The sequence below is a fragment of the Ramlibacter tataouinensis genome (assembly GCF_027941915.1).
GTDB lineage: Bacteria > Pseudomonadota > Gammaproteobacteria > Burkholderiales > Burkholderiaceae_C > Ramlibacter > Ramlibacter tataouinensis_C.
The window spans coordinates 3218129-3233621 of the sequence record NZ_CP116009.1 but is presented as its reverse complement, the minus strand read 5'-3'; the positions used below and the strand labels follow the sequence as shown (position 1 = coordinate 3233621).

At 68.5% G+C, this 15493-nt stretch carries 18 protein-coding genes and 1 tRNA gene; 11 read left to right on the top strand and 8 right to left on the bottom strand.

The genetic code is table 11. The annotated features are described in order from the left end of the window. Positions 1 to 80 precede the first annotated feature (80 nt). Positions 81 to 734 (top strand): RNA pyrophosphohydrolase, encoded by a 654-nt coding sequence (locus PE066_RS15425; RefSeq protein ID WP_271233411.1) that lies wholly within the window; start codon positions 81 to 83, stop codon positions 732 to 734. Then, positions 724 to 1239 carry a CNP1-like family protein gene (locus PE066_RS15420; RefSeq protein ID WP_271233410.1) on the top strand — a complete coding sequence of 172 codons (516 nt, stop codon included), beginning with the start codon at positions 724 to 726 and terminating at the stop codon, positions 1237 to 1239. Before PE066_RS15425 ends, PE066_RS15420 begins: the two co-directional genes overlap by 11 nt. A 10-nt stretch (positions 1240 to 1249) precedes the next feature. On the opposite strand, the gene proB is transcribed toward PE066_RS15420, so the two are convergent. The 4 genes from proB to rplU form a co-directional block, all read right to left on the bottom strand. Further along, positions 1250 to 2404, bottom strand: coding sequence for a glutamate 5-kinase (proB, locus tag PE066_RS15415; RefSeq protein WP_271233409.1), 1155 nt, complete (start codon positions 2402 to 2404; stop codon positions 1250 to 1252). Continuing rightward, the gene (cgtA, locus tag PE066_RS15410; protein WP_271233408.1) at positions 2401 to 3483 is read right to left on the bottom strand and encodes an Obg family GTPase CgtA; all 1083 of its coding nucleotides are present in this window, start codon (positions 3481 to 3483) and stop codon (positions 2401 to 2403) included. The genes proB and cgtA overlap by 4 nt, the downstream gene beginning before the upstream one ends. A gap of 81 nt (positions 3484 to 3564) precedes the next feature. Beyond that, entirely contained in the window at positions 3565 to 3822 is a 258-nt protein-coding gene (gene rpmA / locus PE066_RS15405) for a 50S ribosomal protein L27 (RefSeq protein ID WP_271233407.1), read from the bottom strand. A gap of 19 nt (positions 3823 to 3841) precedes the next feature. Next, complete coding sequence (gene rplU / locus PE066_RS15400; RefSeq protein ID WP_271233406.1) at positions 3842 to 4153, bottom strand: 50S ribosomal protein L21; 312 nt, start codon at positions 4151 to 4153, stop codon at positions 3842 to 3844. Between the two features lie 193 nt (positions 4154 to 4346). On the opposite strand from rplU, the gene PE066_RS15395 reads away from it, so the two are divergent. The 8 genes from PE066_RS15395 to PE066_RS15360 all read left to right on the top strand — a co-directional run bounded on the left by PE066_RS15395 (position 4347) and on the right by PE066_RS15360 (position 10999). After that, positions 4347 to 5276, top strand: coding sequence for a polyprenyl synthetase family protein (locus PE066_RS15395; protein WP_271236593.1), 930 nt, complete (start codon positions 4347 to 4349; stop codon positions 5274 to 5276). Between the two features lie 39 nt (positions 5277 to 5315). After that, positions 5316 to 5392 (top strand) — tRNA-Pro (locus PE066_RS15390). A gap of 156 nt (positions 5393 to 5548) precedes the next feature. Next, positions 5549 to 7288 (top strand): type IV-A pilus assembly ATPase PilB, encoded by a 1740-nt coding sequence (gene pilB / locus PE066_RS15385; RefSeq protein WP_271233405.1) that lies wholly within the window; start codon positions 5549 to 5551, stop codon positions 7286 to 7288. 32 nt (positions 7289 to 7320) lie between these two features. Further along, a complete protein-coding gene (locus PE066_RS15380; RefSeq protein WP_271233404.1) occupies positions 7321 to 8538 on the top strand; it encodes a type II secretion system F family protein in 1218 nt (405 codons plus the stop codon). Continuing rightward, complete coding sequence (locus tag PE066_RS15375; protein WP_271233403.1) at positions 8538 to 9377, top strand: prepilin peptidase; 840 nt, start codon at positions 8538 to 8540, stop codon at positions 9375 to 9377. Before PE066_RS15380 ends, PE066_RS15375 begins: the two co-directional genes overlap by 1 nt. Positions 9378 to 9379: 2 nt before the next feature. Then, the gene (gene coaE / locus PE066_RS15370) at positions 9380 to 9988 is read left to right on the top strand and encodes a dephospho-CoA kinase (RefSeq protein WP_271233402.1); all 609 of its coding nucleotides are present in this window, start codon (positions 9380 to 9382) and stop codon (positions 9986 to 9988) included. Positions 9989 to 10025: 37 nt separating this feature from the next. Then, positions 10026 to 10781 (top strand): cell division protein ZapD, encoded by a 756-nt coding sequence (gene zapD / locus PE066_RS15365; RefSeq protein ID WP_271233401.1) that lies wholly within the window; start codon positions 10026 to 10028, stop codon positions 10779 to 10781. A gap of 2 nt (positions 10782 to 10783) precedes the next feature. Beyond that, the gene (locus PE066_RS15360; protein ID WP_271233400.1) at positions 10784 to 10999 is read left to right on the top strand and encodes a DNA gyrase inhibitor YacG; all 216 of its coding nucleotides are present in this window, start codon (positions 10784 to 10786) and stop codon (positions 10997 to 10999) included. 3 nt (positions 11000 to 11002) lie between these two features. Here PE066_RS15360 and PE066_RS15355 read toward each other — a convergent pair whose 3' ends face one another. Genes PE066_RS15355 through PE066_RS15340 form a run of 4 tightly spaced genes read right to left on the bottom strand, consistent with a single transcriptional unit; the run spans position 11003 to position 14062 of the window. Further along, positions 11003 to 11476: an NUDIX domain-containing protein gene (locus PE066_RS15355; RefSeq protein ID WP_271233399.1), complete on the bottom strand. Its 474-nt coding sequence runs from the start codon at positions 11474 to 11476 to the stop codon at positions 11003 to 11005. Next, positions 11473 to 12345 (bottom strand): ATP-binding protein, encoded by an 873-nt coding sequence (locus tag PE066_RS15350; RefSeq protein WP_271233398.1) that lies wholly within the window; start codon positions 12343 to 12345, stop codon positions 11473 to 11475. Before PE066_RS15350 ends, PE066_RS15355 begins: the two co-directional genes overlap by 4 nt. Beyond that, positions 12342 to 13568, bottom strand: a complete 1227-nt coding sequence (gene argJ / locus PE066_RS15345) for a bifunctional glutamate N-acetyltransferase/amino-acid acetyltransferase ArgJ (protein ID WP_271233397.1) — start codon at positions 13566 to 13568, stop codon at positions 12342 to 12344. Before argJ ends, PE066_RS15350 begins: the two co-directional genes overlap by 4 nt. A gap of 23 nt (positions 13569 to 13591) precedes the next feature. Next, positions 13592 to 14062 (bottom strand): rhodanese-like domain-containing protein, encoded by a 471-nt coding sequence (locus tag PE066_RS15340; RefSeq protein ID WP_271233396.1) that lies wholly within the window; start codon positions 14060 to 14062, stop codon positions 13592 to 13594. A 240-nt stretch (positions 14063 to 14302) separates the two neighbouring features. Between PE066_RS15340 and PE066_RS15335 the strand changes: the two genes are divergently transcribed. After that, positions 14303 to 15427 carry a TRAP transporter substrate-binding protein gene (locus PE066_RS15335; protein WP_271233395.1) on the top strand — a complete coding sequence of 375 codons (1125 nt, stop codon included), beginning with the start codon at positions 14303 to 14305 and terminating at the stop codon, positions 15425 to 15427. The last annotated feature ends 66 nt before the right edge of the window (positions 15428 to 15493 follow it).

The window sequence follows — 15493 nt, the reverse complement described above, 5'->3', positions numbered from 1 at the left end:
CGCGGGAGCTGCTGAGCGCCTTGGCGCACGCGCAAGGTGGCGTGCATAATGGACTCAGTTCAAAAGTTTGGGGTTTGATTATGCTTGACCGGGACGGCTTCAGGCCCAACGTCGGCATCATCCTGCTCAACCAGAAAAACCAGGTGTTCTGGGGCAAGCGAATCCGCACCCACAGCTGGCAGTTTCCGCAAGGCGGGATCGATCGCGGCGAGACGCCGGAACAGGCGATGTTCCGCGAGCTGCACGAAGAGGTTGGCCTCATGCCCGAGCACGTGCGCATCATCGCGCGCACGCGCGACTGGTTACGCTATGAGGTGCCCGACCGCTACATCCGACGCGACGCCCGCGGCCACTACAAGGGTCAGAAGCAGATCTGGTATCTGCTGCAGCTGACGGGCCAGGACTGGAACCTGAACCTGCGGGCCACCAACCATCCCGAGTTCGACGCCTGGCGCTGGAACGACTACTGGGTGCCGCTGGACGTGGTGGTCGAATTCAAGCGCGGCGTCTATGAGATGGCGCTGACCGAGCTGGCCCGCTACGTGCCGCGCCACGACCACCGCAACCGCTACCTGCGCAGCGGCATGCGCTCGCGCGACCCGGCGCCGCACGAGCCGGCCGTGGACGCCATGGCACCGGGCCCCTCCTTCGAACTGCCGCCGGGCGCCACTTTCGAGCCCGATCCGCAGTCGGCGCTGCAAGCGCGGACAGCCGGAGGCAACCGTGCGAACTAACGCAGCTCACCTTGCCCTGGTCCTGGCCCTGTGCGGATCGCTGGCGCAGGCGCAATGGCTGGAGCGGGATCCGGACTGGAAGGAAGCCGCCCCGCCGCCCCCGCCCGCCGTGCGCACCACCGGGCTGATTCCGATCGAGATGCGCAGCTCGGTGCTGCGCTGGGGCGTGGATCCGGCTTCGATCAGCCTGGGCGCGGACGGCGTGGTGCGCTACGTGGTGGTGGCCCGCAGCGACAGCGGCACCGTCAGTGCGCTGTACGAGGGCTTGCGCTGCAACACGGCGGAATCGACCGTCTACGCCCGCTCTTCGGGCGACCAGTGGAGCCCGGTGGCGGACCGGGAATGGAAGCCGATCCAGGGCAGCGGCAACGGTGCGCGCCTGCACACGCTGACGATCGCCCGCACCGGCGCCTGCATGGGCCACGGGCCCAATCAATCGGCGGACCGCATCGCCCGCGACCTGGCGGCTCCGGTCGACACCCGCTTCCGTTCCGAGATGCGCTGACCCCCCGCGCTCAGCGCGTGAGGACCAGGTTGGTGCGGTGGATCATCTCCGGCTCGGCCATGTAGCCAAGCAGCTTCTCGATATCGGCGGAAGGCCGGCGGCACAGCAGCCGCGCCTCGGCACTGGCGTAGTTGGCCAACCCGCGTGCGATCTCGGCGCCGGCCGGGTCGCGCACCGCGATCACCTCGCCGCGCGTGAACTCCCCTTCCACCGCGGTCATCCCGATCGGCAGCAGGCTCTTGCCTTCCTGCACCAGCTTGGCCACCGCGCCGGCATCCACCAGCACTGCGCCGCGCAACAGCAGGTGGTCGGCCATCCAGCGCTTGCGCGCCTGGCTCTTCTGCGTGGGAGCCGCCAGCAGGGTCCCGATGCCCTCGCCGCGCGCCAGGCGCAGCAGCGCATCGGGCTCGCGGCCCCAGGCGATCACGGTCGAAGCACCCGAGCGGGCTGCCCGCCGCGCGGCCAGGATCTTGGTGATCATGCCACCCTTGCCGATGCCGGAGCCGGCGCCGCCGGCCATCGCCTCGAGCGCCGGGTCGCCGGCGGCGCCGACGTGCACGAAGCGCGCCTGCGGGTCCTTGCGCGGATCGGCCGTGTACAGGCCACGCTGGTCGGTCAGGATCACCAGCAGGTCGGCTTCCACCAGGTTGGCCACCAGCGCGCCGAGCGTGTCGTTGTCGCCGAACTTGATCTCGTCGTTGACGACCGTGTCGTTCTCGTTGATCACGGGTAGCACCCGCAGCGACAGCAGCGTCAACAGCGTGGAACGGGCATTGAGGTAGCGCTCGCGGTCGGCCAGGTCGGCGTGCGTGAGCAGCACCTGCGCCGAGCGCAGCCCGTTCTCGCGCAGCTTGGTCTCGTACATCTGCGCCAGACCCATCTGGCCGACGGCGGCGGCGGCCTGCAGCTCATTGAGCTCGCGCGGCCGGACGCTCCAGCCCAGGCGCTTCATGCCTTCGGCGATGGCGCCGCTGGACACCATGATGACTTCACGGCCCTCGCCCGCCAGCGCCGCCAGCTGCCGGCACCACTCGCCGATCGCGGCCTCGTCCAGCCCGCGGCCCTCGTTGGTGACCAGGCTGGAGCCGACCTTCACCACGATGCGCCGGGCGCCGCGCAGCAGGTGCAGGTGCTCGGGGCCGTGGCTGCCCTGGTCTGCAATCATGGGGAATCCTTCCCGTCCGGAGCGGGCGCGAAGCGCGGATCGGCCTCGACGGCCGGCTGCTCCTGCTCGTTGCGCGCGCGCAGGTGCTGGTACACGGCCTTTGCCAGTTCGTCGCAGCCCTCGCGCGTGAGCGCCGAGATGCGGAACACCGGGCCCTTGTAGCGCATGCGGCGCACGAAATCCTTGACCCGTGCCTCGCGCTCGTCGGCCGGCACCATGTCGATCTTGTTGAGCACCAGCCAGCGCGGCTTGTCGTAGAGCGCCTTGTCGTACTTCTTCAGTTCCGCGACGATGGCCTTGGCTTGCGCCACCGGGTCGACCGTCTCGTCGAAAGGCGCGATGTCCACCAGGTGCAGCAGCAGCCGGGTGCGCTGCAGGTGGCGCAGGAACTGGTGGCCCAGGCCCGCGCCCTCGGACGCGCCCTCGATCAGCCCCGGCACGTCGGCGACCACGAAGCTCTGCTCGGGTCCGACGCGCACCACGCCCAGGTTGGGGTGCAGCGTGGTGAAGGGATAGTCGGCGATCTTGGGGCGTGCATTGGAGACAGCGGCGATCAGGGTGGACTTGCCGGCGTTGGGCATGCCCAGCAGGCCGACGTCGGCCAGCACCTTGAGCTCGAGCTTCAGGCTCTTCTTCTCGCCGGGCCAGCCGGGCGTCTTCTGCCGCGGGGCCCGGTTGATCGAGCTCTTGAAGCGCATGTTGCCGAAGCCGCCGTCACCGCCCTTGGCCAGCACGATGCGCTCGCCGGGCACCAGCAGCTCGTGCAGCACGGCGCCGGTGTCGGCGTCGGTGACGATGGTGCCCACCGGCATCTTCAGCGTGATGTCGGCGCCGGCGGCGCCGAACATGTCCGAACCCATGCCGTGCTCGCCGCGCTGGGCCTCGTGCCGGCGCGAGAAGCGGTAGTCGACCAGGGTGTTGAGGCTGGGGTCCGCTACCGCGTACACGTGCCCGCCGCGGCCGCCGTCGCCGCCGTTGGGGCCGCCGAACTCCTTGTACTTCTCGTGCCGGAACGAGACGCAGCCGTTCCCCCCGTCGCCGGCGGCGATGTCGATGAAGGCTTCGTCGACGAACTTCATGCGCTTGATTCCAGGATGGGGTTCAACAAAAAAGCCCTGCGCTTGCGACGCAGGGCCTTCGCTGCCGGAAAGCCTGACGGCTTACGCCGGGACCACGTTGACCGTGTGCTTGCTCAGCGCGCCCTTGGTGGCGAACTGAACCCGGCCGTCGACCAGCGCGAACAGGGTGTGGTCGCGGCCCACGCCGACGTTGGAGCCCGGGTGGAACTTGGTGCCGCGCTGGCGCACGATGATGGATCCGGCGCTGATCAGCTCGCCGCCGAACGCCTTGACGCCGAGCATCTTGGGCTGGGAATCCCGCCCGTTGCGCGTAGAGCCGCCGCCTTTTTTCTGTGCCATTTCAAACTCCAGTCAGTCGTTAGGCCGCGATGGCGCCGATCTGCAGCTCGGTGAACTGCTGGCGGTGCCCCTGGCGCTTCTGGTAGTGCTTGCGGCGACGCATCTTGAAGATGCGCACCTTGTCGTGCTTGCCGTGGGCGACGACCGTGGCCTTGACGGTGGCGCCGGACACCAGGGGCGTGCCGATCTTCAGGTCGCTGCCGTTGCCGACAGCCAGCACCTGGTCGATCACGATTTCCTGGCCTACGTCCGCAGCAATCTGTTCTACTTTGATCTTCTCGCCGGAAGCAACGCGATACTGCTTGCCGCCGGTTTTTATGACCGCGTACATATGGACCTCATGAAAACGGGAACTCCGGGACGGATTTCCCGGAGAGCCCGACACTATAGCATAGTTGGCGGCCACTAACCCGACAGCCCGGGAGCCCGTCGGAGCGCTTCCTATAATCGGGTCAACTGCCGTATCCGCCTTGACTGACCCCGCCGCCCGCACCGCCTCGGTGCTCTCCCTGATCTCCGATGACATGCATGAAGTCGATGCAGTCATCGCCCGGCGCCTGGATTCCGGCGTTCCCCTGGTCGGCCAGGTTTCCCGCTACATCATCTCGGCCGGCGGCAAGCGCCTGCGCCCCGCCCTGCTGCTGCTGGTGAGCGCCGCGCTGGGCCACACGGGACCGCAGCGCTTCAACCTGGCCGCCGTGGTGGAGTTCATCCACACCGCCACGCTGCTGCACGACGACGTGGTCGACGAATCGACCCTGCGCCGCGGCCGCGCCACCGCCAACGAGAGCTTCGGCAACCCGGCCAGCGTGCTGGTGGGCGACTTCCTGTACTCGCGCGCCTTCCAGATGATGCTGGACGCCCAGGACATGCGCGTGATGGCCATCCTCGCCGATGCCACCAACGTGATCGCCGAGGGCGAGGTGCTGCAGCTGATGAACATGCACGATGCCTCGCTCGACGAAGCGGGCTACCTGCGCGTGATCCGCTCCAAGACCGCCAAGCTGTTCGAGGCCAGCGCGCGCCTGGGCGCGGTGCTGGCCGGTGCCGACGCCGGGCTGGAAGAAGCCAGCGCCGAGTACGGCCAGGCGCTGGGCACCGCGTTTCAGGTGATCGACGACGTGCTCGACTACGACGGCGACAGCCACGAGATGGGCAAGAACCTGGGCGACGATCTGCGCGAGGGCAAGGCCACGCTGCCGCTGATCGCCGCCATGGCGCGCGGCACGCCGCAGCAGCGCGATCTGATCCGGCACGCCATCGAGAACGGCGCCACGCGCGAGCTCGACGCCATCGTGGCGATCGTGCGCGAGACCGGCGCGCTGGAGGTCACGCGCGCCGCCGCGGCGTCCGAGGCGCGACGCGCGGTCGCGTGCGCGCAACGCCTGCCGCGCAATAACTACTCCGAGGGTTTGGTACAATTGGCGGCTCAGCTGCTCGAGCGTCGCAACTGATTCGCAAGGATCTGACTGCGGCGCCCCGCGAGCGGCAATCGGGGTGTAGCTTAGCCTGGTAGAGCGCTACGTTCGGGACGTAGAGGCCGGAGGTTCGAATCCTCTCACCCCGACCAGGTTTCCCTTCCCAAGTGACTTCCTGCGCGACAGCGCCGCGCTGCGGCGACTGCCTTCGCGCCGGGCGCCACACGCAAGATTTACACCGGTTGGGCTTTCGGCGATGATCAGCTGGCTGTCCCTCGCCCGAGCGGGGACCTGACTTCCCACCCACGATGGCCGCCGACCCTGCACTCTCCGACGCTCCCTCGCTGGCACTGCCCGGGCTGGCGCGGGCCCTGGTGGCGGCCGGCAAGCTCGGCCAGAAATCGGCCGAGGAGCTGTATCGCAAGGCGCAGTCCAACCGCAGCAGTTTCATTGCCGAGCTGACCGGCTCCGGCGCGGTGTCGCCGTCCGACCTGGCGCACACCATGTCGCTCTCCTACGGCGCGCCGCTGCTCGACCTGGACGCAGTCGACGTGCAGTGGCTGCCGAAGAGCCTGCTGGACCCCAAGCTGTGCCAGGCGTTCCGGGTGGTGGTGCTGTCCAAGCGCAACAACCGGCTGACCGTCGCCACCGCCGACCCCTCCGACCAGCAGGCCGCCGACAAGATCAAGTTCGCCACCCAGATGGGCGTGGACTGGGTCATCGCCGAGTACGACAAGCTGACCAAGATGGTCGAGGCCCACGCCACCAGCGCCACCCAGGCGATGGAGAGCATCGTCGGCGACGATTTCGAGTTCGACGAGTCGACCATGGACGACTCGGTGGTCGACGACGAGGACAAGGGCTCGGCCGGCTCGGAGGTCGACGACGCGCCGGTCGTCAAGTTCCTGCACAAGATGCTGCTCGACGCGTTCAGCATGCGCGCGTCCGACCTGCACTTCGAGCCCTACGAGCACACCTACCGGGTCCGCTTCCGCATCGACGGCGAACTGCGCGAGATCGCCTCGCCGCCCATCGCCATCAAGGACAAGCTGGCCTCGCGGGTCAAGGTCATCTCGCGGATGGACATCTCCGAGAAGCGGGTGCCGCAGGACGGCCGCATGAAGCTCAAGGTCGGACCCGACCGGGTGATCGACTTCCGCGTCAGCACGCTGCCCACGCTGTTCGGCGAGAAGATCGTGATCCGGATCCTGGATCCGAGCAGCGCCAAGCTGGGCATTGAGGCTCTCGGCTACGAAGCCGAGGAGAAGGAGCGCCTGCTCAACGCCATCGGCCGGCCCTACGGCATGGTGCTGGTCACCGGCCCCACCGGTTCGGGCAAGACCGTGTCCCTCTACACCTGCCTGAACCTGCTGAACAAGCCGGGGGTGAACATCTCGACGGCCGAAGACCCGTCCGAAATCAACCTGCCCGGCGTCAACCAGGTCAACGTCAACGAGAAGGCCGGGCTGACCTTCGCCGCAGCGCTCAAGTCGTTCCTGCGCCAGGATCCCGACGTCATCATGGTCGGCGAGATCCGCGACCTGGAGACCGCCGACATCGCGATCAAGGCCGCGCAGACCGGCCACATGGTGATGTCCACGCTGCACACCAACGACGCGCCCACCACGCTCACGCGCATGCGCAACATGGGCATCGCGCCGTTCAACATCGCCTCCAGCGTGATCCTGATCACCGCGCAGCGGCTGGCGCGGCGCCTGTGCGCCAACTGCAAGCAGCCGGCCGACATCCCGCACGAGACGCTGATCGAAGCGGGCTTCACCGAGGAGGAAGTCGATGGCACCTGGACCCCGTACCGCCCGGTCGGCTGCGGCGCCTGCAACAACGGCTACAAGGGCCGGGTCGGCATCTACCAGGTGATGCCCGTCAGCGAGGAGATTCAGCGCATCATCCTGCGCGACGGCAGCGCCATGGAGATCGCCGAGCAGTCCCGCCGCGAAGGCGTCAAGAGCCTGCGGCAATCGGGCCTGCACAAGGTCCGGCTGGGCGTCACTTCGCTCGAGGAAGTGCTCGGCTGCACCAACGAATAAGCCACCCGGCAGTACAAGAGGAGGATCCCTTCATGGCGACGGCATCAGCAGCGAAGGTCACCGAGTTCGTCTTCGAATGGGAGGGCCGCGACCGCAATGGCAAGCAGGTTCGCGGCGAAACCCGCGCGGCCGGCGAGAACCAGGTCCAGGCGACCCTGCGCCGGCAGGGCATCACGCCCAGCAAGATCAAGAAGCGCCGCATGCGCGCCGGCCAGAAGATCAAGCCCAAGGACATCGCGATCTTCACCCGGCAGCTCGCCACCATGATGAAGGCGGGCGTGCCGCTGCTGCAGGCGTTCGACATCGTCGGCCGCGGCAATGCCAACCCGAGCGTGGCCAAGCTGCTCAACGACATCCGCACCGACGTCGAGACCGGCACCTCGCTGTCGGCCGCGTTCCGCAAGTTCCCGCTGTACTTCGACAACCTGTACTGCAACCTGGTCGAGGCCGGCGAGGCCGCCGGCATCCTGGAGACGCTGCTCGACCGCCTGGCGGTCTACATGGAAAAGACCGAGGGCATCAAGTCCAAGATCAAGTCGGCGCTGATGTACCCGATCTCGGTGGTGGTGGTGGCGTTCGTGGTGGTGGCGGTGATCATGATCTTCGTGATTCCGGCCTTCAAGGAGGTGTTCACCTCGTTCGGCGCCGACCTGCCCGCGCCCACGCTGTTCGTCATGGCCGTCAGCGAGTACTTCGTTCAGTACTGGTGGCTGATCTTCGGCGGCATCGGCGGCGGCCTGTACTTCTTCATGCAGGCCTGGAAGCGCAACGAGAAGGTGCAGATGTTCATGGACCGGGTGATGCTCCAGCTGCCGGTGTTCGGCGACCTGGTCTACAAATCGGTGATCGCCCGCTGGACCCGCACCCTGGCCACCATGTTCGCCGCCGGCGTGCCGCTGGTGGAAGCCCTCGACTCGGTGGGCGGCGCTTCGGGCAATTCGGTCTACCAGACGGCCACCGAGAAGATCCAGCAGGAGGTGTCCACCGGCACCAGCCTGACAGCGGCCATGACCAATGCCAACGTGTTCCCGACCATGGTGCTGCAGATGTGCGCCATCGGCGAGGAGTCCGGCTCGATCGACCACATGCTGGGCAAGGCGGCCGACTTCTACGAGTCGGAGGTCGATGACATGGTGGCCGGCCTGTCCAGCCTGATGGAGCCGATCATCATCGTGTTCCTCGGCGGCCTGATCGGCGGCATCGTGGTCTCGATGTACCTGCCCATCTTCAAGCTCGGCGCAGTCGTCTGATGTTTCCCGTCGAAGCGGGCGCCGTGCTGGCCGGCGTCCTGGGGTTGCTGGTGGGCAGCTTCCTGAACGTCGTCATCCACCGGCTGCCCCGGATGCTGGAGCGGCAGTGGGCGGCCGAATGCGCCGAGCTGGCCGGGCAGGCGCCGGCGCCGGCCGAGCCGTTCAACCTGGTGCGGCCGCGCTCGCGCTGCCGCAACTGCGGCCATGCGATCCGCTGGTACGAGAACATCCCCGTGCTGAGCTACCTGGCCTTGCGCGGCAAGTGCTCCTCCTGCGGCACGCCGATCGGCTTGCGTTATCCGCTGGTGGAGATCGCCACCGCCGGATTTTTTGCGTTCTGCGGCTGGAAGTGGGGTATCAGCTGGACGGCTGCGGCCTGGTGCGGCTTCGCCGCGGCCCTGCTCGCCCTGGCCCTGATCGACTGGGACACCACGCTGCTGCCGGACGACATCACGCTGCCGCTGGTGTGGGCCGGCCTGATCGCCGCCGCGCTGCGCTGGAACGGCCTGACGCTGCAGCAGTCGCTGTGGGGGGCGGTGGCGGGCTACCTGTCGCTGTGGCTGGTCTACCAGGGTTTCAAGCTGCTGACCGGCAAGGAAGGCATGGGCTACGGCGACTTCAAGCTGTTCGCCGCGCTCGGCGCCTGGTTCGGCTGGCAAGCGTTGATCCCCATGGTGCTGATGGCCTCGGTGATCGGCGCGATCATCGGCATCGCAATGAAGCTCTCCGACAACCTGCGCGAAGGCGGCGCCATCCCGTTCGGGCCCTTCCTGGCTGGCGCCGGCCTGACGGCGCTGGTGTTCGGCCCCTCGTCGATCCTGCGCGCGGTCGGCCTGTAGCCATGCCTGCGATGCGCATCGGCCTGACCGGCGGCATCGGCAGCGGCAAGAGCACGGTGCTGCAGATGCTGGCGGCGGCGGGCGCGGCCGTCATCGACGCCGACGCCATCTCGCGTTCGACCACCGCCGCCGGCGGCGCCGCCATTGCCGCCATCGCTGCCCGTTTCGGGCCGGCGTTCATCACCCCCGAGGGCGCGCTGGACCGCGAGCGCATGCGCGAGCGCGTGTACGAGGAACCGCAGGCCCGGCGCGAGCTGGAAGCGATCGTCCATCCGCTGGTGGGCGCCGAGACCGCCCGCCAGGTGCAGGCCGCGCTGGCGGCCGGCGCGGCCTGCATCGTCTTCGACATCCCGCTGCTGGTGGAGTCGGGCCGCTGGCGCCACCAGGTCGATCGCGTGCTGGTCATCGATTGCACGCCCGCCACTCAGGTGGCGCGGGTGGTGGCGCGCAGCGCGCTGCAGCCGGCGCAGGTCGAAGCCATCATCGCGGCGCAGGCGCCGCGCGCTTTGCGCCTGGCCGCCGCGGACACGGTGATCTTCAACGACGGCGGGCTCTCGTTGCAGGCGCTGCAGGCGCAGGTGCGCGAAGCGGCTAGGTCCTTCGGGCTATGATGGCGCGTCCGCGAATGCCCCCCACCCTGCCGCCCGCGTGATCCTCTACGAGTACCCGTTCAACGAACGAATCCGGACCTACCTGCGGCTGGAGCACCTGTTCCGCCGGCTCGGTGAACTGGTCCCCCGCGAGCACCCGCTCGACCATCACTACGCGCTGGCCACCCTGTTCGAGGTGATGGACGTGGCCGCGCGCGCCGACCTCAAGTCCGACGTGATGAAGGACCTGGAAAAGCAGAAGTCCGTCCTCAACGGCTACCGCGGCAACCCGGCCATCGCGGAGGGCGTGCTCGACGAGGTAGTGGGACAGCTCGACGCCTGCTTCGCGGCCCTCAACGGCCAGCCCGGCAAGGCCGGCCAGTCGCTCACCGAGAACGAGTGGCTGATGAGTATCCGCAGCCGCATCGGCATCCCGGGCGGCACCTGCGAATTCGACCTCCCCGGCTACTACGCCTGGCAGCAGCTCGATGCAGCCACGCGACAGGCCGATCTCGGCCGCTGGGCGCGCTGCCTGGGCCCGCTGGCCGAATCGGTCCACCTGCTGCTCAAGCTGCTGCGCGATTCGGGCACGGCGCAGAAGGTGATGGCCGTCGATGGCCACTTCCAGCAGACGCTGCCGCAGGGCCGCAGCTTCCAGCTGCTGCGGCTGCGCATCGACCCCGCCCTGCAGCTGGTGCCGGAGATCAGCGGCAACCGGCTGATGGTGTCGGTGCGGCTGATGCGCCAGGAAGGCAGCGATCGCCTGCAGCCCAGCCACGAGAATGCGGGTTTCGAACTGACCCTGTGTTCCTGAGCATGGCAAGCGACAGCGGCAAGCGCGCGCCGCAGCGGGTGGTCAAGTGCCCGCAATGCGGCGGCGACAGCATCTACTCGCCCGGCAACCCCTACCGGCCGTTCTGCAGCGCGCGCTGCAAGGGCCTGGACCTGGGCGCCTGGGCCAGCGAGAGCTTCCGGGTGCCGGACGAAACGCCCCCGGACGACCAGCCTTTCGGCGACCCGAAGCTGCAGTGAACTTCAGGCGCCCGCGTGGGTGGCGCCGGCGAAGCCGCGCTCCTGCGCGAACCATTGCAGCACCGGCACGGTGCCGGGCAGCACCGGCTGCACCTGCACTGGCAGCGACTCCCACGAGCAGCGCTGGCCCTCGTGCATGTGCAGCTCGCCGGACCAGTCGAACACCTTGCAGAAATTCAGCCGCACCAGCGCATGCGGGTAGTCGACGCGCTCGACGCGCCACGGGTGCACCGCGCCGATGACGACGCCGATCTCCTCCCGCAGCTCACGACGCAGCGCAACTTCGACCGTCTCGCCGGGCTCCACCTTGCCGCCGGGGAACTCCCAGTAGCCTGCATAGACCTTGCCCTCGGGCCGGCTGGTGAGCAGGAAGCGCCCGTCCGGGCGCACCAGCACGCCGACAGCGACTTCCACTTCCTTGCGGCCCGGGCCGCCCTCGCGCGGGCGGTCGGCGTCGGCAACGAGCACGCCGGTCATGCCGGATGCCGGCCGGCCCAGTCGCGCGCGAACTGGTAGGCCACCCGGCCGCTGCGCGATCCGCGCTCGAGCGCCCACACCAGCGCCTCGGCCCGCGCCGCCTCGATGGCAGCCGGCGGCACCCCGAACGAGGCCAGCCACTGCGCCGTGATCGCCAGGTACTCGTCCTGGGTGAACGGGTAGAAACTCACCCACAGGCCGAAGCGCTCGGACAGCGAAATCTTCTCCTCGACCACCTCGCCGGGGTGGACCTCGCCATCGTCGGTGTGGGTGTAGCTCAGGTTCTCCTTCATGTACTCGGGCAGCAGGTGGCGCCGGTTGCTGGTGGCGTAGACCAGCAGGTTGGGCGTGGCAGCCGCCACCGAGCCGTCGAGGATGGACTTGAGCGCCTTGTAGCCGGGCTCGCCTTCCTCGAAGCTGAGGTCGTCGCAGAACACGATGAACTTCTCGGGCCGCCCGGCCACGATGTCGACGATGTCCGGCAGGTCGGTCATGTCGGCCTTGTCCACCTCGATCAGCCGCAGGCCCTGGCCGGCGTACTCGTTCAGGCAGGCCTTGATCAGCGAGGACTTCCCGGTGCCGCGCGCTCCGGTCAGGAGCACGTTGTTGGCCGGCTGGCCGGCGACGAACTGCTGCGTGTTGCGCTGGATGCGCTCCTTCTGCGCATCGATCTCCTTGAGGTCGGACAGGCGGATGCCGGCGACATGGCGCACCGGATCGAGCGTCCCGTGGCCGGACGCGCGCTTGCGGTAGCGCCACGCGATGGCGACATCCCACCGGGGTGCCGACAGCGGTTGCGGCAGGATGGCTTCCAGCCGGTCGAGCAAACGCGCCGCGTGCTCGACCAGGCGATCCAGCTGTTCACTCATGAGCGGTAGTCCGCGTTGATGCTGACGTAGTCGTGGCTGAGATCGCAGGTCCAGAGCGTGTCGGCCGCGGAGCCGCGGCCCAGCCCCACGCGCACCGTGATCTCGGCCTGCTTCATCACGCGCTGCCCATCCTCTTCGCGGTAGGCCGGGTGGCGTCCGCCCTTGTGCGCCACGTGGACGTCGTCCAGCCAGAGGTCGATGCCGGCCTGGTCCAGGTCTTCGATGCCGGCATAGCCGACGGCGGCGAGGATCCGGCCCAGGTTGGGGTCGCTCGCGAAGAATGCCGTCTTGACCAGCGGCGAGTGGGCGATCGCATAGCCGACCTGCCGGCATTCGGCGGCGTCGCGGCCGCCCTCGACCCGCACCGTGATGAACTTGGTCGCGCCTTCCCCGTCGCGCACGATGGCCTGCGCGAGCTGGCGCGAGACCTGCAGCATCGCCTCCTTCAGCACCCTGCCCTCGGCGCTGTCGAGCGAAGTGATCGGCGCGTGCCCGGCCTTGCCGGTGGCCATGACGATGAAGGAATCGTTGGTCGAGGTGTCGCCGTCGACCGTCACGCGGTTGAACGAACCGTCGGCAAGCTCCTGCGCCAGTTGCCGCAGCAGGGGCTGCGCGATGCACGCATCCGTGGCCAGGAATCCCAGCATGGTGGCCATGTTGGGGCGGATCATGCCGGCGCCCTTGCTGATGCCGGTGATCGAGACCTCGGCCCCGGCGATGCGCACCGTGGCGCTGGCCGCCTTGGCCACGGTATCCGTGGTCATGATGCCCTCCGCCGCGCGCAGCCAATGGTCCGGCCGGGCATCGGCGATGGCTGCCGGCAGACCCGCTTCGATCCGGTCCAGCGGCAGCGGCTCCATGATCACGCCGGTGGAAAACGGCAGCACCTGCCCCGGTGCGATGCCGAGCTGGCGCGCCAGCGCCGCGCAGGTGGCGCGCGCCCGCACCAGCCCCTCCTCGCCGGTGCCGGCGTTGGCATTGCCGGTGTTGATCACCAGCGCGCGGATGTCGCCCCCGGCCAGGTGCTCGCGGCACACCTGCACCGGGGCGGCGCAAAAACGGTTGCGCGTGAAGACGCCGGCTACCGCCGCCCCCGGCTCCAGCAGGAAGACCGTCAGGTCCTTGCGGTTGGCCTTGCGCACGCCGGCTTCGGCCACGCCAATGGAAAGCCCGGGCACGGGGCGGAGGTCGCCCGCGCTCGGGGCGGAAAGGTTCACTGCCATGTCGTCATCAAGGAAAAAGGGATTCAGTTCTGCCGCCAGGGCAGGCCGCGCAGGCGCCAGCCGCCCTTGCGGCCGCGGTGGCCTTCGTCGTCGGCGTCGCCTTCGAAGCCTTCGAGGATGTTGTAGGCCTCCAGGCCCAGCTCGGTGGCGCGGCGGGCGGCGGCGATGGATCGCACGCCGCTGCGGCACAGCAGCACGGCCTTGTGGCCGGCCGGCACCGCCGCCCGCAAGCCTTCGTCGAAGCCGGGATTGAGCGCCATGCCGGGCCACTGCTTCCAGGCCAGCGCCACGGCGCCCGGAATGAAGCCGACCCACTCGCGCTCGGCGTCGCTGCGCACGTCCACCAGCACGGCCTCGCCGCGGCGCCACCACTCGCAGGCCAGCTCGGGGGAAACGTCGCCGGCATAACCCTCGGCCGGCCGCGGCACTGGCACATCCCGGGCCGGTGCCGCGAGGGCACCGCCCGGCGGGGGTGGTTGTTTCGACTCTGCCATGGTGTCGCCTTGATTCTGCCAGCGCCTGCCGCCGGTCACGCACGGCCCAGGCAAGGGCCGAAGCTGGCAACAGCCTGACGACGTGCGCCGCGCCCGCGCGCGAGCCGCACGCGCTTAGCGCCTAAGTATGAAGCGCCGCACCGGACCGGTTGCCGCTCTCCGTGTAAACCCTCTTCAACGCAGGCAGCCCGGCCTTCAAAGATTGCCTGCCAACAACCAGAGAGACTGACAGGAGACAGCATGACGATTCCCAGCACCCCGCGCCGCCGCAGCCTGCTCAAGGGCGCCGCGGTTGCCGCCGGCGCCACCGTGACCGCCCCGATGGTCATGGCGCAGACGGCCCCCGCGTCGTTCCGCTTTCAGAGCACGTGGCCCTCGAAGGACATCTTCCACGAGTACGCGCAGGACTTCGCCAAGAAGGTCAACGACATGGCCGGCGGCAAGCTCAAGATCGAAGTGCTGCCCGCCGGCGCCGTGGTGCCGGCGTTCCAGCTGCTCGAAGCCGTCAACAAGGGCACGCTCGACGGCGGCCATGGCGTGGTGGCCTACCACTACGGCAAGAACTCCGCGCTGGCGCTGTGGGGCTCGGGCCCGGCCTTCGGCATGGACCCGAACATGGTGCTGGCCTGGCACTACTACGGCGGCGGCAAGGCGCTGCTGGAGGACATCTACAAGTCCATCAACATGGACGTGGTCTCCTACCTGTACGGCCCGATGCCGGTGCAGCCGCTCGGCTGGTTCCGCAAGCCGGTATCCAACGTCAGCCAGCTCAAGGGGCTGAAGTTCCGCACCGTCGGCCTGGCAGTGGACGTGTTCAATGAACTGGGCGTGGCCGTGAACCCGCTGCCGGGCGGTGAAATCGTGCCGGCCCTGGACCGCGGCCTGCTCGACGCGGCCGAGTTCAACAACGCCTCGTCCGACCGCGTGCTGGGCTTTCCCGACGTCGCCAAGAACTGCATGCTGCAGAGCTTCCACCAGTCCGGCGAGCAGTTCGAGATCCTGTTCAACAAGGCCAAGTTCAACGCACTGCCGCAGGAACTCAAGTCGATCATCGACTACGGCGTGCAGGCGGCGAGCGCCGACATGAGCTGGAAGGCGATCGACCGCAACTCGAAGGACTACATCGATCTCAAGACCAAGGACAAGGTCAACTTCTACAAGACGCCCGATTCCATCCTGCGCGCCCAGCTCGACGCCTGGGACAAGGTCACGGCCAAGAAGGCCGCCGAGAACCCGCACTTCAAGAAGGTGCTGGATTCGCAGAAGGAGTTCGCCTCGCGCGCCGGCCAGTGGCAGAACGACTACACGGTCGATTTCCGCATGGCTTACAACCGCTATTTCGGCAAGGGCACGAAGAAGAGCTGACGCCCCCAAAGCGGGCCACTCCAGAGGGCGGCTGCGGCAAACAGCCGCCCTTTTCGCGTCTGGCCT

What these genes read in the sequence shown, in the direction of transcription:
- PE066_RS15425 (WP_271233411.1), top strand. Translation starts at nt 81, where the DNA reads ATGCTTGACCGGGACGGCTTCAGGCCCAACGTCGGCATCATCCTGCTC.
- cgtA (WP_271233408.1), bottom strand. Translation starts at nt 3,483, where the DNA reads ATGAAGTTCGTCGACGAAGCCTTCATCGACATCGCCGCCGGCGACGGG.
- PE066_RS15335 (WP_271233395.1), top strand. Translation starts at nt 14,303, where the DNA reads ATGACGATTCCCAGCACCCCGCGCCGCCGCAGCCTGCTCAAGGGCGCC.
- rplU (WP_271233406.1), bottom strand. Translation starts at nt 4,153, where the DNA reads ATGTACGCGGTCATAAAAACCGGCGGCAAGCAGTATCGCGTTGCTTCC.
- coaE (WP_271233402.1), top strand. Translation starts at nt 9,380, where the DNA reads ATGCCTGCGATGCGCATCGGCCTGACCGGCGGCATCGGCAGCGGCAAG.
- PE066_RS15355 (WP_271233399.1), bottom strand. Translation starts at nt 11,476, where the DNA reads ATGACCGGCGTGCTCGTTGCCGACGCCGACCGCCCGCGCGAGGGCGGC.
- argJ (WP_271233397.1), bottom strand. Translation starts at nt 13,568, where the DNA reads ATGGCAGTGAACCTTTCCGCCCCGAGCGCGGGCGACCTCCGCCCCGTG.
- PE066_RS15360 (WP_271233400.1), top strand. Translation starts at nt 10,784, where the DNA reads ATGGCAAGCGACAGCGGCAAGCGCGCGCCGCAGCGGGTGGTCAAGTGC.
- proB (WP_271233409.1), bottom strand. Translation starts at nt 2,404, where the DNA reads ATGATTGCAGACCAGGGCAGCCACGGCCCCGAGCACCTGCACCTGCTG.
- PE066_RS15350 (WP_271233398.1), bottom strand. Translation starts at nt 12,345, where the DNA reads ATGAGTGAACAGCTGGATCGCCTGGTCGAGCACGCGGCGCGTTTGCTC.
- pilB (WP_271233405.1), top strand. Translation starts at nt 5,549, where the DNA reads ATGGCCGCCGACCCTGCACTCTCCGACGCTCCCTCGCTGGCACTGCCC.
- rpmA (WP_271233407.1), bottom strand. Translation starts at nt 3,822, where the DNA reads ATGGCACAGAAAAAAGGCGGCGGCTCTACGCGCAACGGGCGGGATTCC.
- PE066_RS15340 (WP_271233396.1), bottom strand. Translation starts at nt 14,062, where the DNA reads ATGGCAGAGTCGAAACAACCACCCCCGCCGGGCGGTGCCCTCGCGGCA.
- PE066_RS15395 (WP_271236593.1), top strand. Translation starts at nt 4,347, where the DNA reads ATGCATGAAGTCGATGCAGTCATCGCCCGGCGCCTGGATTCCGGCGTT.
- PE066_RS15380 (WP_271233404.1), top strand. Translation starts at nt 7,321, where the DNA reads ATGGCGACGGCATCAGCAGCGAAGGTCACCGAGTTCGTCTTCGAATGG.
- PE066_RS15375 (WP_271233403.1), top strand. Translation starts at nt 8,538, where the DNA reads ATGTTTCCCGTCGAAGCGGGCGCCGTGCTGGCCGGCGTCCTGGGGTTG.